Raw genomic sequence first — 22651 nt, 5'->3', positions numbered from 1 at the left:
CCTGCTTTCTCAAGATCGTTTTCAACATCCAGGCACCGGGCCGATACACACTCCAGGAAGCAGGTCCCCGGCCGGTCGGGATAACCCCACCCCGGGCCCGGTTCAGCGGATCATCGGCAGAGCGGCGGGCGCGGGCGGTGCCGCGCGGCGTTAAGCACACTCGGTCGATAGGCTTTGGCACATGACTTCCCTTGCCGGCCGCACTGTCACGGCCCTGCGTAGTGAGCACGACGATCTCGCGGCGCTCGTCCCGGCGCTGTCCGCGAAGCAGCTGACCGGGCCGTCCGGCGCCGCGGAGTGGACGATCGCGGATGTTCTGTCGCACGTCGGCAGCGGCGCGGAGATCACGCTTGCCGGATTCCGGGCGGCGGTCGGGGCCGCCGAGGCGCCCGGCCCGGACTTCAACCAGTCCGTCTGGGACCGCTGGAACGCCGCGAGCCCGCAGGAGCAGGCCACCGGCTCGGTCGCGTCCGACGAGGCGCTGGTCGCGGCCCTCGAGGCGGTGCCGGAGCAGGACCACGACACCCTTCGGGTACGGACGTTCCTCCCGGATCCCGTGTCACTCGCGACGTTCACGGCGTTGCGGCTCAGTGAGGTCGCCCAGCACACCTGGGACGTCCGTGCCGGCCTCGATTCGGCGGCGACGGTCGCGGCGGGTTCGGCCGCGGTGCTCGCCGAGCATCTGGCGGGTGACCTCGGGTTCATGCTGGGGTTCATCGGCAAGCCGAAGGAGGCGCCCGAGCCGGCCGTGGTGGAGGTCGGCGGTACCCCGTACCGGATCGTGGTTGATGAATCTGTCCGGCTGACGACCGAGGAGCTGCCGGTGACCGCGACGTTCACCGGGTCGCTGGAGGCGGCGCTGCGGCTGATCTACGGCCGGTTGACGCCGCGCCACACCCCCGAGGGCGTCACGGTGAGCGGGAACGTCACGCTGGACGATCTGCGCGCGGTCTTCCCGGGGTTCTGATCGTCACCGCTGCGCGGCGCCGTGCGTGGTGAGCCGTCCTGGGTGGCTTGCGGCGCACGGTGGTCCGCGCGATCCGGGAGCGGTCAGGCGGCCGGGGCGGGAGTGCGTCGGCCGTACCCGATGGGGTGGTCGGAATGCGACCGCCGTCGGGGCACCCGATCAGGTTTTGGGTGGCATTATCATGATTTATGGCAGAGGAGCTGCTGTACCGCAACGACAGCACCCAGGTCCTCCGCCAGACCGCAACCGATGACGCCGGTTCCCTGATCTGCAAACGTGCCTTCGGCCCCGGGGCGGTCCGGCGGATCGACCGGGAGCGCGCCGTGCTGCGGCATCTCGCCGGGGTCCCGGGGGTTCCGCGGCTCGCGGACCGGCAGGCCCGCCAGTCGCTGTTCTCGATCGACGACGGCGGCGCTCCGATCGCGGTGAGCCGGCTGAGCGCGTCCCGCCTGCTCGACGTCGCACGGGAACTGACCGGCACGGTCGCCGCGATGCACCGGGCCGGCGTGCTGCACCACGACATCACCCCCGCGAACGTGGTGCTCACCGGATCCGGCACGCCGGTGCTGATCGACTACGACATGGCGGAGATCCTGCCGCCCGGCTCGCCCGCCATCGCGCCCCCGGACCAGCCGCTGGGCACCCTCGGCTATCAGGCGCCGGAACAGACCGGGCGGTTGCGCCTGCCGGTTGATCAACGCGCCGACCTGTACGGCCTGGGCGCCACCCTGTACGCCCTGGCCACCGGCGAGTCCCCGTTCCCCGGCGACGACCCGCTCGACGTCATCCGGGACACCCTGGTCCGCTGCCCGGTCTCCCCCGCCGGGCGCCACGGGCTGCCCCCGGCGTTCGCCGACATCATTCTGCGGCTGCTGGAGAAGGACCCCGACCGGCGGTACCAGAGCGCCGAGGCCCTCGCCCACGACCTGGACTGTTTCGGCACCGGGCACTGGCGCCTGGGCGAGCACGACTTCCCTGCGGTGCTGACCGGGCCCGCCGACCTGGTCGGGCGCGACGACGAGATCAGAATGCTTGTCGCGGCGCTGGACCGGGCACAGACCGGCGGGCCAGCGCTGCTCATCGGCGGGCCGGCCGGAGTGGGCAAGAGTTCCCTGGTGACCGCGCTGCGCCGGGTCGTCACCGCCCGGGGCGGCTGGTTCATCAACGGCAAGTACGACCAGTTTCGCACCGGGACCGGCAGCGGCGGCATCCGGCGCGCGATGGCGAAGCTGGCCGGGCTGCTGCTCGCCGAACCGGAACCGGACATCACCGCCGACCGGCGCCGGATCGTCGCCGCGCTCGGGGCGAACCTGCCGGTCATCCTCACCGCCGTCCCCGAGCTGACGCCGCTGCTCGGCGCCCGGGCCGAGCCCGCCGACGACCCGGGCACCGCGCCCGCGCGGGTCACCACCGCGATCATCGCGCTGCTCAAGGCCGTGGCCGGCCAGCGCCCGGTGGTCCTGGCCGTCGACGATCTGCAGTGGGCGAGCCACTCCTCGCTGCAGATCTTCGAGACGATCGTGGCGGCCGGCCCGATCCCCGGCCTGCTGATCGTCGGCACCTACCGCGACCACGACGCCGGCCACCCGCTGGCCGCTCTGGCCGCCCGGGGCGAGCGAAACGGCCGGATCGACCCGCCGATCCGGATCACCGGTCTCGACCCCGGGGGCCTCACCGCGCTGGTCGGCGCGGTGCTGCGCCTGCCGGTGGACGCCGCGGCCGGTCTGGCCGAGCTGCTGCACGAGCCGAGCGGCGGGAACCCGTACACCGCGGTGGAGCTGCTCAACGCGCTGCGGGGGGACGGCCTGCTCACGCTGGGCCGTGACGGCTGGCGCTGGGACCCGGAGGCGGCCCGCGCGTTCCTGGCCCGCAAACTCGTCCCGGACGTGATGACCGACCGGCTGGCCCGGCTGCCCGGCCCGACCCGCCGGGTGCTGACCGCGCTCGCCTGCCTCGGCGGCGACACCCCGCCGGCGGTGCTCGCCGCCGCGCTGCGCATGCCGGCCGCCGCCCTGATCCAGCACCTGGCGCCGGCGGCCGCGGCCCGCCTGATCGGCGCCGACCGGCCCGGGACGACGTCCGGCACGGTCCGGTTCCGGCACGACCTGATCCACCGCGCCGCCTACGACGCCCTCGACGAGCCGGAACGCGCCCGGATGCAGCTCGCCATGGCCCGCAACCTGGCCGACCGGGACGACGCCCGGCAGGAGGCGGCCGAGCAGTACCTCGCGGCCGCCGACCTGCTCGACGACCCCCGGGAGCGACGAGCCGCCGCGCAACTGCTGCACGCGGCCGGGTGCCGGGCCGCCCAGCTGACCAACTACGTGGTCGCCGAGGAGCTGTACCGCTGCGCCGACCGGCTGGCCCCGGCGGACGTGATCCTGGCCGACCGGCACGCCGCGCTCTACTGCCTCGGCCGGCTCGCCGACGCCGACGAGGTCTACCGGTCCCTCGTCGACCGCTCCCCCGGGCTGCCGGCCCTCGCCGCCGCCACGCCCACCCAGATCAACAGCCTGACCCAGCGCGGCGCCAGCGTGGCGGCCATCGACCTCGGGGTACGGGTCCTGGCCCGCTTCGGCATCGCCCTGCCCACCGACCTCGCCGCCGCCGTCGACGCCGGCGTGGACTGGCTGTACCGGTGGGCGGAACGCATCGAGGCGGGGCAGGAGAACACCGCCGAGACCACCGATCCGCGCATCATCGCGGCCGGCCGGGTGATCAACCGGCTGCTGGCGCCCGCGTTCTACCTCGATCCGCTGATGCACGCCTGGCTGGTGCTGCAGGCCCAGCAACTGTGGGAACGGCACGGCGTGTGCGCGCCCTTCGTCGGCACCCTGGGCGCGGTGGTGGCCGTGACCATCGACCTGCGCGACGACTACCGCACCGGGTACCGGCTGACCGCGTACACCGCCGCTGTCGGGCGCCGGCACGGCTACCAGGCCGAGACCGCTGTCGCCCGGTACATGCACCTGTGCCTGGCCGCGCACTGGTGCGAACCCGCCGAGGGCATCCTGGAGGTCGCCCAGCAGACCCGCGACGACCTGATCGCGGTCGGCGACGTGCAGGTCGCGAGCATGCTGTCCAACCGGTTGTCGGCCGTGCTCGTCGACTGCGGCGAGACGCTGGACGCGGCCGCCGACGAGATCACCTCGAGCCTGGCGTTCGCCGAGCGGACCGGCGCCCGCTTCTCGGTGCTCTCGCTGACCGGGTACCGGCAGCTGATCCGGGCGTTGCAGGGCCGCACCGATGGGCCGGGCTCGCTGGTCAGCGCCGATTTCGACGAGGCGGAGTATCTGGCCGGGATCGCCGCCGCCCAGGCCGGGCTGGCGACCTACCACACGAACCGCGCCCTGGCGGCGATGATCTTCGATGACGAGGAACGCCTGGAGGAGGCGTCGGCCGCCGCGATGACCGGCGTCCGGGCCATCCGCGGCTTCTACAACTCGATGCTGGCCCGGGTGACGCGCGCGGTCAGCCTCGCCCGGCGGATCCGCGCCGGCGCGGACACTGCCGCGGTGCGCGACCTCGACGAGGCCCGCAGCTGGCTGGCCCGGCGCGCGGCGGACTGCCCGCACAACTTCCGGCCGCTGCTGCATCTGGTCGAGGCCGAGCGCGCGTGGGCGCTCGGCGACCCGGTCACGGCCACCCGGGAGTACGACGCCGGGCTCACCGAGGTCTCCGGACGACCCTGGCACCGGGCGCTGCTGGCCGAACGAGCCGGGCTGTTCCACCTGAGCCAGGGCCTGGAGTACGGCGGCCGCCGCCTGCTCGCCGATGCCCTCGACGCCTACTGCCGGTGGGGCGCCCAGGGCAAGGCCGACGCGATGACCGCGGCGCACCCGTTCCTGCGGGCCGCCGCCTCCCCCGCCACCGGATCGCACGGGCCGGGCGGCGAGACGCTGCCGATCGACCTGATGGCCGTCCTGCGGGCGTCCCAGGCGCTCAGCTCGCAGACCACCGTGGCCGGCCTGCAGGCCCAGGTCGGCGACCTGCTCGCCGGCATGACCGGGGCCACCGTCGCGCACCTCGTCCTGCAACACCAGGAAACCTCCGACTGGTACGCGTCGGCGATCGCCGGGCCGGACCGGGAACAGCCCGCGGCCGTGGTCGCCGACCCCGCCAACCCGGGCGAGAGCCGCCTGCCGCTGGCCGCCATCCGGTACGCGTTACGCACCCGCGAACCGCTGCTCGTCGACGACGCCACCGGCGACGACAGGTTCAGTCACGACCCGTACCTGTCCGGTCTTGATCTCTGTGCTCTGCTGGTCGTCCCGGTGCCCAGCCACAACGTGGCGCACGCCGTGCTCGTGCTGGAGAACCACCGGCAGCGCGGCATCTTCTCGACCGACCGGCTGGAGACGGTACGGCTGATCGCCGGCCAGCTCGCCGTCTCGCTGGACAACGCGATCCTCTACGACTCGCTGGACAGCGCGGTCCGGGCCCGCACCGCCGACCTCGCCGCCGCCACCCGGCGCCTCGCCGACAGTGAGCGCCGGGTCCGCTCGCACTTCGAGCACGCCGCGGTCGGCCAGGTCATCCACGGCATCGACGACCGCATCGAGGAGGCCAACCCGGCGTTCCTCGACATGGTCGGCACGACCGCCCGCAAACTCACCGGCAGCAAGCTGACCGAGCTGTTCGCCGTACCGGACCGGGATGCGCACCGGCGTGACCTCGACGAGGTCATCGCCGACCGGCGCCCGCGGATCAGCCGCGAGCTCACCCTGATGCGCGCCGACGGCCGCCACCTCGACGCCCAGGTCACCGTCTCCGCGGTCCGCGACGCCGACGGCCGGCCCGCCCAGCTGGTCAGCATCCTGCAGGACATCAGCGCGCGCCGGGCCGCCGAGGCCGCCCGCGACGCCGCCCACCTCGAACTGGCCGACCGCAACCGCGAACTGGAGGCGGCCAACCAGCTCAAGTCCGACCTGATGGGCATGCTCGGCCACGAGATCGGCAACCCTCTCGCCATGATCCTCGGGCATCTGGAACTGGCCCGCACCGACGACGACCTGCCCGAGCCCTTCGCCGGCTTGCTCGAACGCATCCACCGCAACGCCCGCCGGTTGGACACCATCGTGAACGAGGTCCTCGCCCTGGTCCGCATCGACGCCGGCCAGCTCACCGCGCTGCCCAGCCCCACCGTGGTCGCCGACCACATCGACGCCGCCCTGGCCGCTGGGGCCGCCACCGGCGTCCCGGTCGACTGCCCGCGCGGCCTGGTCGCCCTGATGCAGCCCAGTCACCTGGACCACGTCCTGATCAACCTGATCAGCAACGCCGCCAAGTACGGCGGCGGGGTCACCGCGATCGTGGCGTTCGCCCGGCGGGCGTCCGGGACCGCCGTCCTCGAGGTGCACGACGAGGGGCCGGGCGTTCCACCGGACTTCCGCGACCGGCTCTTCGGCCGACTGACCCGGGCGGACAGCACCGCGTCGACCGCGCCGGGAACCGGGCTCGGCCTCTACATCGTCCGCGAGCTGGCCCGCGCCAACGGCGGTGACGTCACCTACCGGCCGGCTGCCGGGCACGGTTCGGTGTTCGTGCTGACCATGCCGCTGGCGCTGCACACACCGGATCATCCGGCGGGGGTGCTGTCGGTGCCGGTCGCCGCGCGGTGAGTCGTCGTCAGGTCGTCGTCTTTGTCAGGTCGTCGTCTTTCTCAGGTCGTCGTCTTTCTCAGGTCGCCCGGAACAACTCAGGGTTCACGGCGCCGGCCAGCACGCGATGGCCCTCGTCGTTCGGGTGGACGCCGTCGTGCGCGAGCAGGCCGGGGCGTACCCGTGCCGGGTCGTCGGGATCGCGGACGGCGGCATCCTGATCCACCACGGCGTCGAACGCGCCGGACTCGCGGATCCACCGGTTCACGTCCTGGCGCAGCGGCTCCAGGCCGTCGATGCCGGCGCCGCCGACCGGGAGCAGCGTGCAGCCGATCATCCGGATGCCGTACGCGTGCGCGCGGGCGATCAGCAGGCGATATCCCGCGACGAGGTCCTCGGCGGTCACCGGCTCGCCGCCCGGCAGGAGACCGAACATCAGGTCGTTGAGCCCCTCGGACAGCACCACCCAGCGCACACCGGGCCGCGCCAGCACGTCCCGGTCGAAGCGGGCCAGCCCGGCAGCGCCGAGGCCGTCGGTCTCGCGCAGGATCCGGTTGCCGGCGATCCCCATGTTGACCACCGCGCGCGGGGGCAGGTCCGGCCGGGCGGCCAGCCGCCGCGCCAGGACGGACGGCCATGCCGCGTCGGCGCCGGGTGTCGTCTCCATGCCGTCGACGACCGAGTCACCGAAGGCGACGATGGTGGCGGCGTCCGGCTCGGCGAGGACGTCGACACCGGTCAGCCAGAGATAGGACCGGAACGGTGTGGCGTCGTCCAGCTCGGGCGCGGCGGTCTGGTCGCCGGGCGCGAGCCACGCCGTCCGCAGGCCGACCTCGTGCGTCGTCGGGATGACACCCTGGTCGGGGACGTGGAGCGAGACGACCAGATCGGCCTGCGCGGTGACGGGACACTCGACCGGGTCGCTGGTCAGGCACGCGCCGGGCGGGATCGTCACCTCCGGCCGCCCGGCGAACGTGAGCCGGTGAACGCCCCCGCCGCCGCCGTCCGGCTCGGTGATCCGAGCCGACGCGATCCGAGCCGACGCGACGCGCACCGGCGCCACGCCGAAGGAGTTCGCCAGAGCGACACGGACGGCCGCACCGGCCGCGGTGGTGCGCGCCACCATGCGTACCGTCTGGTTGCCAATCTTGATGGTTGATTCTTCCGGTACGGCGGCCGGCGTCAGCTGCTGCGCCGTCCCCCAGCCGGAGATCCACTGTCGGATGTACATGGTGAGCCCCTGCCCTGTCGCAGCCGCTGCGCCGCGATCTCGGACGGAAGGTTGCCGGGAGTCACTGGCAGGGGGCGCACAGCTGCCGCACATCGCCCTCCGGCGGCGGGATCTCTCGTGTGCGAGCCGCGTACGCGTCACACCAGGGCCGTGATCACTCCGCCTGTGGCATCCTAGGAACCTGGGTTGGTGTCCTGTCCGGGGCCTATCCGGCGGTGGGCAAACCGGTCAGCAGCGCCGTGACGAGCCTGGCCAGGCGGGGCGTGAAGTCGGATGCGGCATGGGCGAGGCGGGGGTCCTGCTCGTACAGGGTGGCCAGGGTCTGTGGTGGATGGGCGATCTGCCAGAGGCTGCCGGCCAGCGCGGTGATGGCCGCGATCAGGTCGTGGACCTGCTCGATCGTGAGCGCGGTGGACGCGGTGATCGCTCCGGCGAGCGTGGTGACCGCGTCGAGAGCGTCGAGCTTGAACTCGCGGACCGTCTCCTGCGGAACCTCGCGTTCGAGCGTCAGCGGCACATGCGGGAGCAGGTCGCAGAAGAGCGGGCGCTCGGCGAGCGTGCCGGACAGCAGATCGGCCAGGTCGACGGCGGGGACGTCGTGGCGGCCGGCGAGCGCCTCCGCGACGGCGGACGCCCACGAGTCCCATTCCTGGGCGGCCAGTCTCAGGTAGATCTCCTCCCGGGACCCGAAGTATCGGCGTACGCCGGAGACGTGAACCCCGGCGGCCGTGGCGATCTCGGTGAGGGTGACGGCCCGTACGCCGGACCGGGTGGCCAATTCCACCGCCGCCCGCAGCAGAGCGGCGGAGCGTTCCTCCTTGGCCTGGGTCGACCGGGCGCGCTGAAAATTCGGGGTGTGGGGCACGACACCACCTTAACGCAAGCCGTTTGCGTTGTTAACGCAAGTTGCTTGCGTAATACTCGGAGGCACACCCCCTCCTCAAGGAGAAGAAATGACCGAGCAGGTCTGGTTCGTCACCGGCAGCTCCCGCGGCCTCGGCCGCGCCATCGTCGAGGAAGCCCTCGCCGCCGGCCACTGCGTGGCCGCCACCGCGCGCCGCACCGACTCCCTGGCCGACCTCGCCGACAAGTACGGCGATCGGCTGCTCCGCCTCGAGCTCGACGTCACCGACGCCGACCAGGCACAACGGACCGTCGACGCGGCCATCACCGCGTTCGGCCACCTCGACGTGGTCGTCAACAACGCCGGGTACGCCAACCTCGTCGCCATCGAGGACATCACCCTCGACGACTTCCGCTCCCAGATGGACGCCGTCTTCTACGGCACCGTGTACGTCACCAAAGCCGCCCTGCCCCACTTCGTGTCCCGTGGCGCCGGCCACTTCATCCAGGTCACCTCCGTCGGCGGGCGCGGCACGGCGCCGGGCGTGGGCGCCTACCAGTCCGGCAAATGGGCGGTCGAGGGCTTCTCCGGCGTCCTCGCCAAGGAGACCGGCCCGCTCGGCGTGAAGGTCACCCTCGCCGAGCCGGGCGCCATGCGCACCGACTGGGCCGGCTCCTCCATGGAGATCCCGCAGATCTCCCCGCAGTACGACGCCACGGTCGGCGCGATGGGCCGCTACATCCGCGGCCGCACCGGCAGCGAGCCGATCGACCCGGTCAAGGTCGCCCGCGTCCTGCTCGACGTGGCGGCCATGGACGAGCCGCCGCTGAACCTGCCCCTCGGCAGTGACGCGGTCGGCATCCTCGACGCCGAGATGAAGCGGCTGAAGGCCGAGGACGACCGCTGGGCCGAACTGGGCCGCAGCGTCGACTACGACGCTGCCTGACGCCGGTTCAGCCGCCGCTGGTCACATGCTGCGGCGACGGTCCTGATCGGCCGGCTTCCAGGCCCGCTCGAACTCCGCTTCGGTGATCTCGAAGCGGCTCCAGTCGTCGCCGGGCTCGTAGAGGGGCGCTTCGCTCAGCCCGGCGTAACGGTCCTCTTCGTGATCGGGGCCGTAGCGCATGACGGGGCCGGCGGCGTACATCTCGACCTGGCGAACCGGGAGCCCGTCGTCGGCGACCTCGAAGAACCAGGTCGAATGGCCCCAGGCGTCGAACTCGTCGCCTCGGGTGTCGTCCCAGTGGCGGCGGTAGTAGCGATACGGCACGGCGAAAGGGTATCGGCGGGCGGACGACGCGCTGTTCGTCCGCACCGAGCGCCAGCCGGTCCGGCCGATCCTGAGCGCTGCCCCGCGGGCCGACACTGCGCGCCGGCCGGTCCGGCCGGCTCTGAGCGCTGCCCGCGCACCCGCTGACAGCACTGGTAACCGGCTCGGCTCCCCGAGCTGGCTGCCAGTGCTGTCGTGCGCCCGGTTTGTCCGCACTGAGCGCCAGCCGGCACCGGCCTTTCCAAGATCTGCGAGGCTTCCAAGACCTGCGCGCCTTCGGCTCTGACGCCTCACTCCGGCAAGGCCGCCAGCCATTCGTGTCCCGGGTGCACCCGATTCAACAGCCGGGACAGAGCCTCTCTCCGGGGACGCGTCAACAACGGCAGGACCCCCTCGAAATCGCGCTGGTCCTCCGGCCGTACATGCTTGGCTTTGAAGAGAAGGACGAGCTCGGGCGTGAGGTACGGGATCCGGTCCACGGTGTATCGGATGATCTCGGCATAGGGGAACCTGATCGTCTCGTCCCGGCGGCAGATCCACACGTCACCGTCGTGCGGCTCGCGGAAGACCTCCAGCAGATAGTGCCCCGTCGCCGGCTCGCGCAGCCACGTCTGCCAGGTGGCGCCCATCACCTGCGGCGTCGGGGTTTCCCAGATGTGACAGTCCCCGACCGCGTCGAAGACGAATCCGGCGAGGCGCTCCCGGATCTCCGGGAATCGCCGGGCCGGGACACCGATCTCGATGTCGTGGTGCTCGCGGGTCTGCTCACCCCGGAACAGATCGAGGGCCCAGCCTCCCGCTGTGTACCAGGGCGTGGAGATCCCGGCGAGCCGGCGCCTGAGCTCGGCCGGCTCCCAGCACGCGGCCCACCGCGACTCGAGTGCTGCGGCATCGTCGGGCGTCACTTCCCGGCCGCCGGCGGGCAACGGGGTGCTCATTCCACGACCGTATCGGGCCACCCGGCGCCCGGGCCGCCTTAGGATCGGGGTGTGGCCGAGCGCGTCCGATTCGCCAGCAGCCGGGGGCCTGTGCTGGCCGGGCTCGTCGATCCGCCCGCCGAGCCGGTTCGGGGCTGGGGTGTGTTCGCGCACGGGTTCGCGCTCAGCAAGGACTCCCCCGCCGCGTCGCGGACGTGCAAGCAGCTCGCCTCCGAGGGCATCGGCATGCTGCGTTTCGACAATCTCGGGCTCGGCGACTCGGAGGGCGACTGGGGTGACGGCTCGTTCGCGGTGAAGGTGGACGACACGGTTCTGGCGGCCGAGTTCCTGGCCGGGCGCGGCACCCCGCCGGACGTGCTGGTCGGTCACTCGCTGGGCGGGGCCGCGGTGATCGCCGCGGCGAACCGGATTCCCAGCGTCCGCGCGGTTGCCACGATCGGCGCGCCGTTCGAGCCGAAGAACGTGGAGCGGCACTATCAGGACCTCGTCGACCGGGTGATCGAGGACGGTCACGCCGAGTGGCTGGTGGGCGGCAAGCCGCTGATCCTCAAGCGCAGTCTCGTGGAGGATTTCCGCCGCGCCGAGCTGCACCATCACGTGGTCGCGCTGGGCCTGCCGCTGCTGGTGATGCACTCCCCCACGGACAGCACGGTGAGTGTCGACAACGCCAGCCGGATCTTCCGGACCGCGCAGCATCCGCGCAGCTTCGTGTCCCTGGAGGGTTCGGATCACCTGCTCACGGCGCCGGGCCAGGCCCAGCGGGCGGCCCGCGTGATCAGCGCCTGGGCCGACCCCTACCTCCCCGGCTGACCACACCCGGCACACCGGGCCGCGAGAAAATCCCGGTACGCGTGGAGGACGCCGCCGGCGAACAGCGCCCGGGGCCAGAAGACGCCGGTGACGAGGCCGGCCACCGTGGAGTCCTCCATCACCGGGCGGGCCATCGAGTGTGCCGCGTCGAACCGCGCGGTGGTGACCTTGTCACCGAGGATCCGCTGGTAGGTGGCCTCGGTCTCGGCGATGTCGACGTTGCGGTCGTGCTCGCCGAGCATCAGCAGGACCGTGACCGGCTTCGCGCTCATCGCCCGCAGGTCGGCGGTGGCGTCCGAGCGGTAGTTGCGGCGCACGAAATCCCAGCGTGCGGCGTCCATCGGCTCGGTGTCGAGCGTGTTCGACCGGTAGGTGTCGTAGCCGGCGTCCTCGGCGAGCAACTGCCGGGTCCGGTCGCTCGCAGCGATCGCCCGCGCCCGCTCGTCCGCGTCGGCGCCGTCGTGGTCGAGTTCGGCGAGCAGGTTGTACCGGCCCTGGCGCAGCCAGTTGACGGCCGGGCTGACGGCGATGACCGCGCTGACGTCGTCGCGGGTGGCGGCGACCTTCGGCAGGACCCAGCCGGCCTGGCTGGCGCCCCAGAGCACCAGCGGGCCGGACGGGACGCCGGGCTGCCGCCGTGCCCAGTCGATCGCGGCGGACGCCTCGGCGGCCCGGTCGTCCATGCTCTGCCGCAGCCAGTCGCCGGTGGAGGCGCCGACGCCGGGCTTGCTCCAGGCCAGGGTGGCGAACCCGGCGTCGGCAGCCGCCTCGAACCAGGGCCGGTAGAGGCCGTCGTGGGTGGCCTCGACCGGCCCGTCGCCGTGGATCATCACGACCAGCCCGCGCGCGGTTCCCACCTTCGGGGCGGCCAGCACCGCGTCCAGGCTGCCGCCGGTCGTGGGGATGGTCAGCCTGGTCTCGTCGATGCGGTAGTCGTTGCCGATCAGCACGACGACCACCCCGGCGAGCAGGAGCAGAAGCGGAACTATCATTTTCTTCACGGTCGTAGAGTATCCGATAGGATCAACGGCATGACTGAGCTGTCGATCGGTTTCACCGAGTCCGAGCGGGCGCGCGTCGGTGAGCTGTACTGGGCCGCCTTCGGCCCGAAGCTGCGGATCGCCTTCCGCGACGAGGCCACCGGCGTCGCGCAGGTCACGGCGGCGCTGCGCCCGGACCGCGCCCTGATCGCCCGGGTGGACGGGCAGGTCGCCGGGATGTGCGGCTTCCACCACGACGGCCACGGCGCCGTCGACCTGTCGTGGGCGGGACTGCGGGCCGGCCTCGGGATCGTCGCGGCCGCCTGGGCAGCCCTGACCCTGGCGCCGCTCGACCGCCGGGAGCGGGACGGCGTACTGGTCCTCGACGGCATCTGCGTCGCCGCCGAGCACCGCGGCCGAGGCATCGGATCCGCGCTGCTCGACGCCGTCACCGAGCTGGCTGCCCGGCACGGCGATCAGTGGGTGCAGCTGTCCGTCATCGACACCAACCCGCGGGCCGAGGCGCTCTACCGCCGCCACGGCTTCGCGACCGCCGAGCACGGATCCCTCGGGCCACTGCGTCACCTGTACGGTTTCGACCGTTACCGGACGATGCGGAAGAGGACGTGGTGATGGGGCCGCTACCCCGTACGGTGATCGAGGCTTTTCTGCCTTTTGCCGGTGATGTCGAACTCGGCCTGGTCTATGACGCGGGCAACACGGCCGGGATCGAGGATCAGCCGCTGCGGCTGGCGATCCGCCGGATGATCGCCGCCGGTGAGGTGACGCAGGACGGACGCGGGCGGCGCGGTCGCCTGACCCTGACCGAAAACGGACGGCAGCGGCTCGCCCGGGACCGGCTCGGGCTGCGTCTCGCGTTCGCGCAGGACCACGGCGAGGCGCCCTGGGACGGCACCTGGCAGCTGCTCGCGGTGAGCGTCCCGGAGAGCGAGCGGGCCGTCCGTGACGCGTTACGGCGTGAGCTCATCGACGCGGGCGCCGCCGTGGTGTCGACCGGCCTCTATGCGAGCCCGCACGATCTCACCGAGATGATCAACGGCGGCAACCTGGTCCGGGCCGTGGCGACCACCCTCGACGTCCGTGGCGTGACCTCCCCGCCGGAGATCGCGGAACTGCTGTGGCCGGCCGCGCCGATCGTGGACGGCTACCGGGCGGTCGCGCGCGCGCTCGCGGGAAGCGACGACGATGACGTGCCGGTGGTGACCCGGCAGATCCTGCTGGCCGACGCGCTGGAACGCGCGATGCGCGACGATCCGCTCATCCCGCTGGAGTTGCGGCCTCCGGACTGGGCGCCCACCCGCATCCGGCGCCGGTGGCTCGACGCTTGGGAAGGACTCGCCGCGCGGCTGCCCGAGCAGGTCATCTACCGGGGATGGCTCTCACCCTGACGCCCGCCCAGAACCACGGACACCATCCGGGCGCACTCCTCGTCGGTCGGCAGCGCGCCGTGCCGAGGTTCCCAGCCGACCACGCCGTGGAAAATCACATGCGCCATCATGTACGCGTCGGCGACCGCGCTGATCTCACCACGGGCGACCGCCCGGTCGAACGCCCGGTGGAACGGCGCGATCGCCCGCTCGGTGGTGCGCCGCAGGAGATCCCGCAGCTCACCCGCGGTCGCCACGGCGGTGAGCGCCCGGCCTTCGGGCAGCGCGGTGCTGTCGCGCATCATCAGCGTGAGGGTCAGCAGGTCCTGCCGGAGCGAGCCGGTGTCCGGGTCGGTGTCCCAGCGCTCCAGGACCGGCTCGATCATCGCGGCGAGCAGGGCGGCCTTGGACGGCCAGCGGCGGTAGAGGGTGGTGCGGTTGACCCCTATCCCGCCTCGATGGCAACAACCCGTTGCCTTTAGTTATCGGCAGGAATAGCGTTCCTCCTTGTTGCCTCCTCAGCGTCGAAAGCGAGTGCGACATGGACGAGACACGCTATGACTTCGTGGTCGTCGGCTCCGGCACCGGCATGCTCGCGGCCCTGGCCGCCGCCGAAGCCGGGCTGTCGGTTCTGATCGTCGAGAAGTCGCGGTATTTCGGCGGATCCACCGCGCTCTCCGGCGGCGGCTTCTGGATCCCGAACAACACGCTGCTCCGGCAGGCCGGCGTCGTCGACAGCCCGGATCGCGTCCGCGAGTACCTGCGCCACGTCACCGCCGGGGAGACCCCCGAGTCACGCTGGGAGACCCACGTCGTGCACGGGCCGGCCGCGGTCGACGTGCTGCGCCGCCGCACCCCGCTGCGATACCAGCACATGACCGACTACGCCGACTACTTCCCGGAGCTGCCGGGCGGATCGGCGACCGGCCGGGCGATCGAGCCGAAACCCTTCGACGTACGCCGTCTCGGCGCCGACCGGGCCCGGCTGCGCCCGCCGGCGATGGCCGCGCCGTTCCCGATGCCGGTCTCCGGCCGCACCTACAAGTGGCTCAACCTGGTCGCCCGCAAACCGCGCGGCATCGTCACCGGCGCCAAGCTGCTCGGCCTCGGCGTCGGCGGCCTGGCGATCCGCCGGGAGTACGTGGCCGGCGGCGGCGCCCTCGCGGCCGGCCTGTTCGCCGGTGTGCGGCGCTCCGGGATCCCGGTCTGGTTCGAGACCCCGCTCAAGGAGCTGATCGTCGAGGACGGCCGGGTCACCGGCGTCGTGGTGACCCGCGACGGCGCCGACGTGACGGTCCGTGCCGACCGGGGCGTGCTGCTCTCCGCCGGCGGCTTCGACAGGCGCGCGGACTGGCGGCACAAGTACCAGTCGGAGCAACTCGACACCGCCTGGTCGCTCGGCAACCCGGAGAACACCGGCGACGCCATCGAGATCGCCACGGCGGCGGGCGCCGACCTCGCGTTCATGGAGGAGTCCTGGTGGTTCCCGGCGGTGCCGGCGCCGGGCCCGATGCCCGGCCCGCTGCTGGCCGAACGCTCCCTGCCCGGTCAGATCATCGTGAACCAGCAGGGCCGCCGCTTCATGAACGAGGCCGTCAACTACATGACCGCCGGCCAGATCATGATCAAGGAGGAGCTGCCGGTCTGGATGGTCTTCGACCAGCGGTACCGCAACCGCTACGTCTTCGGCGGCGGCATCTTCCCCCGCCAGGCCCTGCCGAAGGCCTGGTACGACGCCGGCATCGCGCACCAGGCACCGACCGTCGCCGAACTCGCCGCCCGGACCGGCCTGACCGGCCTGCCGGCCACGCTCGACCGGTTCAACCTGCTCGCCGCCGCCGGCCGTGACGACGACTTCCAGCGCGGCGCCAGCGCCTACGACCGCTACTACGGCGACCCGACGATCACCCCCAACCCGTGCCTCGGCCCGATCGACCGGGGCCCGTTCTACGCGGTCAAGGTGGTCCCCGGCGACCTCGGCACCTGCGGCGGCATCCGCGCCGACGGCGTGGGCCGGGCCCTGCGCCCCGACGGCAGCGTCATCGACGGTCTCTACGCCACCGGCAACAGCGCCGGCAACGCCTTCGGCCGCGTCTACCCGGGCCCCGGCGCCACCATCGGGCAGGGCCTCAGCTTCGGGTACGCCGCAGCCCTCCACGCCGCCGGCAAACTTCCCGCGTGATCCCGGCGGCGGGGACTCAGGGGATGTAGTCCTCGAGGCGGGCCGGTGTCAGACCCGCCTTGTGGATCGCGTTGAGCACCGCCAGGTAGTCGTCCACGAAGCGCGGCCGGAAGTGCATGAGGATGATGTCGCCCGGCTTGACGCCGTGTCCCTCCTGGTAGCGGACCTTGCCCTTGTGGGTGGTCTCCTTCCAGTAGAAGGCGGCCTTCATCCCGCAGTCGTGCACGACCTTCAGCGTGGTGGTGTCGTACGTGCCGCCGGGTGGGCGGAACAGCACCGGGCGCCGCCCGTAGTACTTCGCCAGCTGGTCGGCGCCGCCGCAGATCTCGCGCTTCTGGAAGTCGTAGGACCTGCCGCGCAGGTTCGGGTGGCTGATCGTGTGGTTCTCGATCGTGGCGCCGGCCTGCTGCAGCGGCGTGAAGAAGTCCGGGTTGTCCTTGATCGCGTCGACTTCCAGGAACAGCGTGGTCGGCACGTTCGCGGCCTGGAACAGCCGCAGCGCGAGCGGGTTCTTCTCCCAGCCGTCGTCGATCGTGATGAACGCGATCTTCTGCTCGGTCGGGATGCGGCTGAACCAGCCGGCCGTCCCGTTCCCGGGCAGCGTCACCGGGACCGGCGCGGGGGCCGGACCGAACTCCGGGATCCGCTTGCGGATCCTCTCCGGGAGCGCGGCGAGCGCCACCTCCCGGGCGGTGGGCGCGGGCGCGGAGGCCGGGGCGGCCTCGGTGGGCGCCGGGGCCGTGCTCGCCGGTGGCGCCGCCGCGGGCGCGTTGCCGCTGCATCCGGCGACGATCGCCAGCACCGCGACGGCGGTGGCCGCCCGGAACGCTGCGCCGATTCGCATCGATATGTCCTTGCTGTAGGGGTGAACCGTTTCCTTCACAGACGGCCGTGAGCGGTCCGGCGGCAGCACACTGTGGCGGGGTTCATGATCGCGGGGCAGCGTAGCGGACAGTGTCGATCGTCGAGCGCAACCACCGGCGGTGGGTGGCGATGGCGATGCCGTGCACCAGGCGGGTCAGGCCGGCCGCCCCCTCCGGGTCGTCGGCACGCCGGACCAGACCGAGGATCGGGCCGGCCTCGTCGAGCTCCACGCCGGCCCGCAGCAGCACGAAGTGCAGGACCAGGCCGGCCAGGCGCGCGTTGCCGTCGTCGTAGGGGTGGAAGAACGCGACGTCGAGATACGACCGGGCGGCGCGGGCCGCCACCGGGATCGCCGGGTCCGCGGCTTCGGTGAGGCTCCGCCCGTACCGGTGCGGGGTGTCGGTGTGCAGCCCGTACCTGTCGCGGCCGTTCTTGGCGAAGGCCGGGCCCCGGCGGAAGCCGGCGGCCGGGATGCCTCGCAGCGTGGCGTTCCAGCGGCCGGTCAGCTGCGGGGTGAGAGCGGCGCCGGACGCCGCGGCGCGACGGACATCACGGTACGCCGTGAGCAGCAGCTCCTGCCGCCGCCGGTCGGCGCCGATCGCGGCGTGGGCGAGAAACCCGTCCCGGATCGCGCGCACCGGGGTGTCCAGGTGCGGCACGAGATCATGCCATGGCACCCGCTCACGGACCTCCTGCCACGCGCGGAGCTGGTCAGGCACGGGTGGCCTGCCCGGCCAGGCGCTCGGCGACCGAGGCGACCAGGGTGGGGTCCGGCTCGACCCAGCTGGCGAACCGGCCGCCGATCGCGTGATCGAGCATCCGCTGCTGCTCGCCGCGTGCGATCCCGGCCGCGTCCAGGAACCAGCCGAGGACCGTGAGGCAGCAGCCGTACCAGGCGGACTCGTACTGGGTGCGGTCGCCGACGGCGGTCACCAGGTGGGCCACCGCGCGTTCCCAGCCGTCCAGGTCGCCGGGCGCGAGCGGCAGGAACCTGTCGAACCGCTCGGCGGTCTCCGCCAGCCACTCATGCCACTCGATCAGCGCGGCCCCGACGGTCGCGGCGGTCTCCTCCGGACTCGTGACCGAGTGCGGCAAGCAGCACCAGGCGGTGACCGGCCCGCCGTCGAGGTCGCCCTCGCCGACCGACCAGCGCCAGCCGGCCGCCCACGACCCGTACCGTTCGGTGAGCCCGATCGACACGTTCTCCAGCCACAGGTCCTGCAGACGCCAGTCCGCGCCCTGCGCCGGGAGGTTCTCGGGCGTGACCAGTCCGGCGACCACGGCGGTGACCGTCGCCGGGTCGAACTCCCGGGTCCGCGGATCGACGTCGGCCCAGTCCAGGATCGACGGGTGCGGGATCCGACGGGTGAAGTGCCCGGGCTGGAAACGGCTGACACCCGGCGCCTTCACCGCCTGCCAGGCCGCCGGATCACCGCCGCTGACCGTGGCGCCCGGCGCCGATGCGGTGAACCGGCCGCGGGCATCGGTGGCGATCTCGACGGTCAGCTCGTGCCACGCCACCAGAGCGGCGGCGAGGCCGTCCAGAGTCTCGTCCGGCGTGGTGATCGGCAGCCGGACCTCCCACCAGACCGGGATGACGCCGCGGCCCGGATAGTCCTCCACCACCACCGTGTGCTGCCAGCCCGCCGCCCACGGGCCGAGCCGCTCCACCAGGGCCTCGGTCATCCGGTCCCACCAGAAATCGGCGAGCCGCCAATCCGTGCCGGCCGGCGGAACCTCGGTCGCCGGCGGCAGCGACCGGACCAGCGCGGCGACACCCGCCGGGTCGAACCCGGGCCGGCCGGCCGGGTCGACGTCACGCCAGGTGAGCCGCGAGAAGTCGGGCAGGTGGACCCGGTCGACAAGCACAGCAGTGAACCTTTCGTGAGGCAGCCGTCCCGCCTGTCTATCGTGATGTCATGGATCTTGTCGATGCCGGTGTGCTGGCCGTCGCCTGTCTCCAGGACGGTCCACCGGACGGCTGGCCGGTCGTCCTGTCACACGGGTTCCCGTACGACGTCCACGCCTACGACCAGGTGGTTCCGGCGCTGACCGCGGAGGGCGCCCGGGTGATCCGGCCCTATCTGCGGGGCTTCGGTCCGACCCGTTTCCGCTCCGCCGCGACGATGCGCAGCGGGCAGCAGGCGGCGCTCGGATCCGACCTGATCGCGCTGGCCGACGCGTTACGCCTGGACCGTCCGATCGTGGCCGGGTACGACTGGGGTGGCCTCGCCTCCTGCGTGGCGGCCGCGCTCTGGCCGGAGCGGGTGGCCGGGCTGGTGTCGCTGGCCGGTTACGACATCATCGACATCGAGCGGCAGCGCCACGCGTTCGACCCGTCCGTCGAGCACGCCGTCTGGTACCAGCACCTGTTCCAGACCGAGCGCGGCCGCGAGGGACTGGCCGCGCACCGCCGTGAGCTGTGCCGGATGCTGTGGCGGCAGTGGTCGCCGCGATGGGCGTTCGACGATGAGACCTTCGCCCGGACCGCGGGGTCGTTCGACAACCCGGACTTCGTGGACGTCGTGATCCATGCGTACCGGCACGCGCTCGGCGAGGCCGCGGGCGACCCGGCCCACCAGGATCTCGAGGCCCGGCTCGCCGCCCGTCCGCCGATCACCGTGCCGGCGGTGACCCTGGACGGCCTTACCGACACCCTCAAGCCGGGCGGCACAGCCGATCACGCCCCGATGTTCGTTTCCGGTCACGAGCACCGGGTGATCGAGGCCGGCCACAACCTCCCGCAGGAGGCGCCGGCCGCGTTCGCCGACGCGGTGCTGACCGTCCGGTCCATGCAGCCCTGAGCCGCCGGCCGGCCGGTCAGAGCAGGCCGATGTCGCGCGCCCGGGCGACGGCGTCGATGCGTCGTTCGGCCTGCAGCTTGCGGTAGATCGATCGCATGTGGGCGCGGACCGTGTTGACGGACACGCCGAGTTCGACGGCGATCTGGGCGGCGGTCAGCATGGTGGGCAGGTAGCGCAGCACCTCCGCTTCGCGGTCGCTGAGGCTCTCGCCGGCGAGCGCGGCCGTGGCCGGGCGCCCGCCCACGCTGAGCGTGTCGATGATGCTCGCGGTGACGGAGCCGAGCAGCCGCATCCGGTCGAAGAGCGCCGTGAGCCGGCTGCCGCCCAGCGTCACGAAGGGCCGCCGGATCCCCTCGTCGACGGCCAGGCGGACGGCGTCGGCGAGCAGGTCCACGGCTTGCGTCGCATGACCCCGCGAGTCGGCCACCAGGGCGCTGACGATGCCGGCCTCGACGGTGGCGACCGCGGACCCCGGCGTGCCGGGGTCCGCGGCGAGCACCTGCTCAGCGCGACGCGGGCGTCCCTGGGCGTAGGCGGCGCGGGCCAGGCGCACCCGCTGCGCCGGGCCGGGGAGCTCGCCCGGCGTGTCCGGCAGATGCTGCTCGACGCGTTCGGGTTGCCCGGTGGCGAGGTCGACGTCGGCGTCGAGCAGCGCCAGCCAGGAGTCGAGGGCGGGAACGGACATCCGCGGGTTGCGGTCGCGGCGTGCCTGAGCGAGATGGGACCGCGCCTGGTGCGGCTGGTCCCGGGCGAGCGCCATCCGCGCCTGGACGCCGAGCATGACCACCCGCTGGGCGGCTTCCGGGTCGCTCTCGTGCGCGCGGATGCCCTGGTGAAGGGCCTCCTGCGCGGCGGCGAGATCCCTGCTCTCCAGGGAGACGAGGGCCTGCGCGAAATGCGCGGCGACGGCCTGCACGGTGTAGCGCCACGCCCGGCGTTCGGCCAGTTCACGGGCGCTCCCGGCGAGCCGGGCCGCCTCGGCGGCCGAGCCGTGCATCATCTCCAGCAGGGCCAGGTGGCCGGTGGCGTTGATCTGGGCCAGCTCGACGCCGACCGCCTCCGCCGCGGCGGACGCCGCGCGCAGGTCACGAGCGCCGCGGGCCACGTCCCCTGTCCACATCAGGGCCAGACCCTTGCTGTTCAGGGCGATCGCCCGGTACTGGGCTGCCGCGGTGCCGTCGGGGTAGGGGGAACGGGCCAGGAGCGCGAGTTGCTCGGTCTCCACCTCGATGACGGCGGGCATGTCCCCGATCGCCCGGTCGGCGCCGACCTGCAGGGCCATCAACAGGACCTCGGCCGGGTCACGACTGGCGGCCGGTCGGTCCCGCAACAGTTCCCGGATGCGGGCCACCCGTGCCGGGATCGCCTCGTAGTCACCGATGTGGAACAGCAGAAGGGCGTCGCACACCATCAGTTCCGGTGTCGAGGCCAATTGTTGCCGGGGCACCTGACGCAGGATCCGGACCAGTGCCGCCCGCTGCGTGGACAGGATGAGCGGACCGGCCTGCGTGGTGACCAGGTGGCCGACGTACCGCCAGTCCTCCCCGCGGACCGCGTGACTCAGGGCCTCGATCACCCAGTTGTGCTCGGCGTACCAGCGGGCCGCCCGGCGGTGCAGTGCGGGGACGACGGACGGCATCTCCAGGTGCAGCCGATGCCGCAGCACGTCACGGAGCAGGTGGTGATAGCGGAACCAGACGGGTTTCGGTCCCAGCCGCACGACGAAGTCGCTGTCCAGCTCCAGGTCCTCGAGCATCCGCTGCCCGTCGGCGCCCGTCGTGATCGCGTTGACCAGCCCGGCGCACATCTGCTCGGCGACGCTCGTCTCGAGCAGGAACCGGCGTTGCCGCGGCAGCCGCCCGGCCAGCACCTCGTCGGTCAGATAGCCGTCGACGCCGCGGATGTCGCCGGCGAAATCGGCGATCGACCTCCGGCCCCCGTCGCCGGCCAGGAACGACGCGCCGAGCCGCAGTCCGGTCGCCCATCCATCGGTACGGTGGAGCAGCGTCGTCACGTCCTCGGCCGTCGGGGCGAGGCCGTGATCCCGGAGCAGCGCCGTGGCCTCGTCCGCCGTGAAGGCCAGGTCGTCCGCGCGGATCTCACCGACCCGGTCGGCCGCCTGCAGCCGGTCCAGCGGGAGCGCCGGCTCGGTCCGGCCGATCAGGACCAGCCGTAGCGACGCCGGGAGGTGCCGGAGCAGCGCGCCGACCTCGCCGAGCACCTGCCGGTCGTCGATGACGTGGAAGTCGTCGAGCACCAGCACCGTCGTACCGGGCAGGCGGCCGATCCCGGCGAGCATCCGCTGGGACCGTTCCCGCTCGTCGCGCGGCACCGATCTCATCTCGACCATCGGGTTGTCCGCGGTCAGGACGCCGGTGCCGCGCAGCGCCGCCACCACGTACGACCAGAAGGTCTGCGGGTCGTTGTCGTAGGTGTCCAGGCTGAGCCAGGCCACCGGGGCGGCGCTGGTGCGTGTCCACGCCGAGACCAGGACGGTCTTGCCCCAGCCGGCTCCGGCACGGACGACGGTCAGCGGCTTGCGGACGGTCCGGTCGAGCAGACGGAGAAGGCGGGGCCGGTCCACACCGCCGCGCACCATCACCGGTTGCGCCGTCTTCGCGACGATCAGGGGCGTCGAGGAAACGGGATCCATCGGCGAGCCGTCGGCGCCGTCATGGCTGCTCGTCACGACACCCGGCATCGCGGCCACCGCCTCACCCCGGAGCCGCGACCCCCGTCGCCGCGCCTGCCGGTCCCCGATCCCGCGCCGTCA

General features: G+C 72.7%; 18 protein-coding genes. 8 read left to right on the top strand and 10 right to left on the bottom strand.

Annotated features, from left to right (window positions below; translation table 11 throughout):
* The first annotated feature begins 181 nt into the window (after positions 1–181).
* Both AMIS_RS15205 and AMIS_RS15200 read left to right on the top strand, forming a co-directional pair.
* Complete coding sequence (locus AMIS_RS15205; RefSeq protein WP_014443205.1) at positions 182–967, top strand: maleylpyruvate isomerase family mycothiol-dependent enzyme; 786 nt, start codon at positions 182–184, stop codon at positions 965–967.
* 188 nt (positions 968–1155) lie between these two features.
* On the top strand, positions 1156–6588 hold the full coding sequence (locus AMIS_RS15200) for an AAA family ATPase (RefSeq protein ID WP_014443204.1): 5433 nt from the start codon (positions 1156–1158) through the stop codon (positions 6586–6588).
* Between the two features lie 58 nt (positions 6589–6646).
* On the opposite strand, the gene AMIS_RS15195 is transcribed toward AMIS_RS15200, so the two are convergent.
* On the bottom strand, positions 6647–7798 hold the full coding sequence (locus AMIS_RS15195) for an SGNH/GDSL hydrolase family protein (RefSeq protein ID WP_014443203.1): 1152 nt from the start codon (positions 7796–7798) through the stop codon (positions 6647–6649).
* A gap of 205 nt (positions 7799–8003) precedes the next feature.
* The gene (locus AMIS_RS15190; RefSeq protein ID WP_014443202.1) at positions 8004–8663 is read right to left on the bottom strand and encodes a TetR/AcrR family transcriptional regulator; all 660 of its coding nucleotides are present in this window, start codon (positions 8661–8663) and stop codon (positions 8004–8006) included.
* Between the two features lie 88 nt (positions 8664–8751).
* Between AMIS_RS15190 and AMIS_RS15185 the strand changes: the two genes are divergently transcribed.
* Complete coding sequence (locus AMIS_RS15185; RefSeq protein WP_014443201.1) at positions 8752–9588, top strand: SDR family NAD(P)-dependent oxidoreductase; 837 nt, start codon at positions 8752–8754, stop codon at positions 9586–9588.
* Positions 9589–9609: 21 nt separating this feature from the next.
* Here the strand turns inward: AMIS_RS15185 and AMIS_RS15180 are convergent, their stop codons facing one another.
* Both AMIS_RS15180 and AMIS_RS15175 read right to left on the bottom strand, forming a co-directional pair.
* The gene (locus AMIS_RS15180) at positions 9610–9912 is read right to left on the bottom strand and encodes a hypothetical protein (RefSeq protein WP_014443200.1); all 303 of its coding nucleotides are present in this window, start codon (positions 9910–9912) and stop codon (positions 9610–9612) included.
* Positions 9913–10202: 290 nt separating this feature from the next.
* Positions 10203–10850 (bottom strand): nucleotidyltransferase domain-containing protein, encoded by a 648-nt coding sequence (locus AMIS_RS15175; protein WP_014443199.1) that lies wholly within the window; start codon positions 10848–10850, stop codon positions 10203–10205.
* A gap of 51 nt (positions 10851–10901) precedes the next feature.
* On the opposite strand from AMIS_RS15175, the gene AMIS_RS15170 reads away from it, so the two are divergent.
* The gene (locus AMIS_RS15170) at positions 10902–11660 is read left to right on the top strand and encodes an alpha/beta hydrolase family protein (protein WP_041829798.1); all 759 of its coding nucleotides are present in this window, start codon (positions 10902–10904) and stop codon (positions 11658–11660) included.
* Here AMIS_RS15170 and AMIS_RS15165 read toward each other — a convergent pair.
* Positions 11645–12652: an alpha/beta hydrolase family protein gene (locus AMIS_RS15165; protein WP_014443197.1), complete on the bottom strand. Its 1008-nt coding sequence runs from the start codon at positions 12650–12652 to the stop codon at positions 11645–11647. The two genes, AMIS_RS15170 and AMIS_RS15165, sit on opposite strands and share 16 nt — an antisense overlap.
* Before the next feature lie 39 nt (positions 12653–12691).
* Between AMIS_RS15165 and AMIS_RS15160 the strand changes: the two genes are divergently transcribed.
* Positions 12692–13273 (top strand): GNAT family N-acetyltransferase, encoded by a 582-nt coding sequence (locus AMIS_RS15160; protein WP_014443196.1) that lies wholly within the window; start codon positions 12692–12694, stop codon positions 13271–13273.
* Positions 13273–14049, top strand: coding sequence for a PaaX family transcriptional regulator (locus AMIS_RS15155; protein ID WP_014443195.1), 777 nt, complete (start codon positions 13273–13275; stop codon positions 14047–14049). Before AMIS_RS15160 ends, AMIS_RS15155 begins: the two co-directional genes overlap by 1 nt.
* On the opposite strand, the gene AMIS_RS15150 is transcribed toward AMIS_RS15155, so the two are convergent.
* Entirely contained in the window at positions 14025–14414 is a 390-nt protein-coding gene (locus AMIS_RS15150; protein ID WP_014443194.1) for a TetR-like C-terminal domain-containing protein, read from the bottom strand. The two genes, AMIS_RS15155 and AMIS_RS15150, sit on opposite strands and share 25 nt — an antisense overlap.
* A gap of 155 nt (positions 14415–14569) precedes the next feature.
* Between AMIS_RS15150 and AMIS_RS15145 the strand changes: the two genes are divergently transcribed.
* Positions 14570–16210 carry an FAD-binding protein gene (locus AMIS_RS15145; protein ID WP_014443193.1) on the top strand — a complete coding sequence of 547 codons (1641 nt, stop codon included), beginning with the start codon at positions 14570–14572 and terminating at the stop codon, positions 16208–16210.
* 16 nt (positions 16211–16226) lie between these two features.
* On the opposite strand, the gene AMIS_RS15140 is transcribed toward AMIS_RS15145, so the two are convergent.
* The 3 genes from AMIS_RS15140 to AMIS_RS41670 all read right to left on the bottom strand — a co-directional run bounded on the left by AMIS_RS15140 (position 16227) and on the right by AMIS_RS41670 (position 18943).
* Positions 16227–17054, bottom strand: a complete 828-nt coding sequence (locus AMIS_RS15140; RefSeq protein ID WP_063711148.1) for a polysaccharide deacetylase family protein — start codon at positions 17052–17054, stop codon at positions 16227–16229.
* Positions 17055–17136: 82 nt separating this feature from the next.
* The gene (locus AMIS_RS15135; RefSeq protein WP_014443191.1) at positions 17137–17793 is read right to left on the bottom strand and encodes a Fic family protein; all 657 of its coding nucleotides are present in this window, start codon (positions 17791–17793) and stop codon (positions 17137–17139) included.
* Positions 17786–18943 carry a hypothetical protein gene (locus AMIS_RS41670; protein WP_014443190.1) on the bottom strand — a complete coding sequence of 386 codons (1158 nt, stop codon included), beginning with the start codon at positions 18941–18943 and terminating at the stop codon, positions 17786–17788. The genes AMIS_RS15135 and AMIS_RS41670 overlap by 8 nt, the downstream gene beginning before the upstream one ends.
* A 50-nt stretch (positions 18944–18993) precedes the next feature.
* Here AMIS_RS41670 and AMIS_RS15125 point away from each other — a divergent pair, with 50 nt between their 5' ends.
* Complete coding sequence (locus AMIS_RS15125; RefSeq protein ID WP_014443189.1) at positions 18994–19878, top strand: alpha/beta fold hydrolase; 885 nt, start codon at positions 18994–18996, stop codon at positions 19876–19878.
* A 16-nt stretch (positions 19879–19894) separates the two neighbouring features.
* Here AMIS_RS15125 and AMIS_RS15120 read toward each other — a convergent pair whose 3' ends face one another.
* Positions 19895–22579, bottom strand: coding sequence for a LuxR C-terminal-related transcriptional regulator (locus AMIS_RS15120; RefSeq protein ID WP_014443188.1), 2685 nt, complete (start codon positions 22577–22579; stop codon positions 19895–19897).
* Between the last annotated feature and the right edge of the window lie 72 nt (positions 22580–22651).

The organism is Actinoplanes missouriensis 431, assembly GCF_000284295.1.
GTDB classification, from domain to species: domain Bacteria; phylum Actinomycetota; class Actinomycetes; order Mycobacteriales; family Micromonosporaceae; genus Actinoplanes; species Actinoplanes missouriensis.
This window is presented reverse-complemented; position numbering and strand designations above follow the sequence as displayed.

Excerpts from the sequence above, each read along its gene's own strand:
- AMIS_RS15200 (WP_014443204.1), top strand. The coding sequence starts at position 1,156 with ATGGCAGAGGAGCTGCTGTACCGCAACGACAGCACCCAGGTCCTCCGC.
- AMIS_RS15120 (WP_014443188.1), bottom strand. The coding sequence starts at position 22,579 with ATGCCGGGTGTCGTGACGAGCAGCCATGACGGCGCCGACGGCTCGCCG.
- AMIS_RS15160 (WP_014443196.1), top strand. The coding sequence starts at position 12,692 with ATGACTGAGCTGTCGATCGGTTTCACCGAGTCCGAGCGGGCGCGCGTC.
- AMIS_RS15125 (WP_014443189.1), top strand. The coding sequence starts at position 18,994 with ATGGATCTTGTCGATGCCGGTGTGCTGGCCGTCGCCTGTCTCCAGGAC.
- AMIS_RS15150 (WP_014443194.1), bottom strand. The coding sequence starts at position 14,414 with ATGATCGAGCCGGTCCTGGAGCGCTGGGACACCGACCCGGACACCGGC.
- AMIS_RS15185 (WP_014443201.1), top strand. The coding sequence starts at position 8,752 with ATGACCGAGCAGGTCTGGTTCGTCACCGGCAGCTCCCGCGGCCTCGGC.
- AMIS_RS15165 (WP_014443197.1), bottom strand. The coding sequence starts at position 12,652 with ATGATAGTTCCGCTTCTGCTCCTGCTCGCCGGGGTGGTCGTCGTGCTG.
- AMIS_RS15205 (WP_014443205.1), top strand. The coding sequence starts at position 182 with ATGACTTCCCTTGCCGGCCGCACTGTCACGGCCCTGCGTAGTGAGCAC.
- AMIS_RS15195 (WP_014443203.1), bottom strand. The coding sequence starts at position 7,798 with ATGTACATCCGACAGTGGATCTCCGGCTGGGGGACGGCGCAGCAGCTG.
- AMIS_RS15140 (WP_063711148.1), bottom strand. The coding sequence starts at position 17,054 with ATGCGAATCGGCGCAGCGTTCCGGGCGGCCACCGCCGTCGCGGTGCTG.
- AMIS_RS15145 (WP_014443193.1), top strand. The coding sequence starts at position 14,570 with ATGGACGAGACACGCTATGACTTCGTGGTCGTCGGCTCCGGCACCGGC.
- AMIS_RS15175 (WP_014443199.1), bottom strand. The coding sequence starts at position 10,850 with ATGAGCACCCCGTTGCCCGCCGGCGGCCGGGAAGTGACGCCCGACGAT.
- AMIS_RS15155 (WP_014443195.1), top strand. The coding sequence starts at position 13,273 with ATGGGGCCGCTACCCCGTACGGTGATCGAGGCTTTTCTGCCTTTTGCC.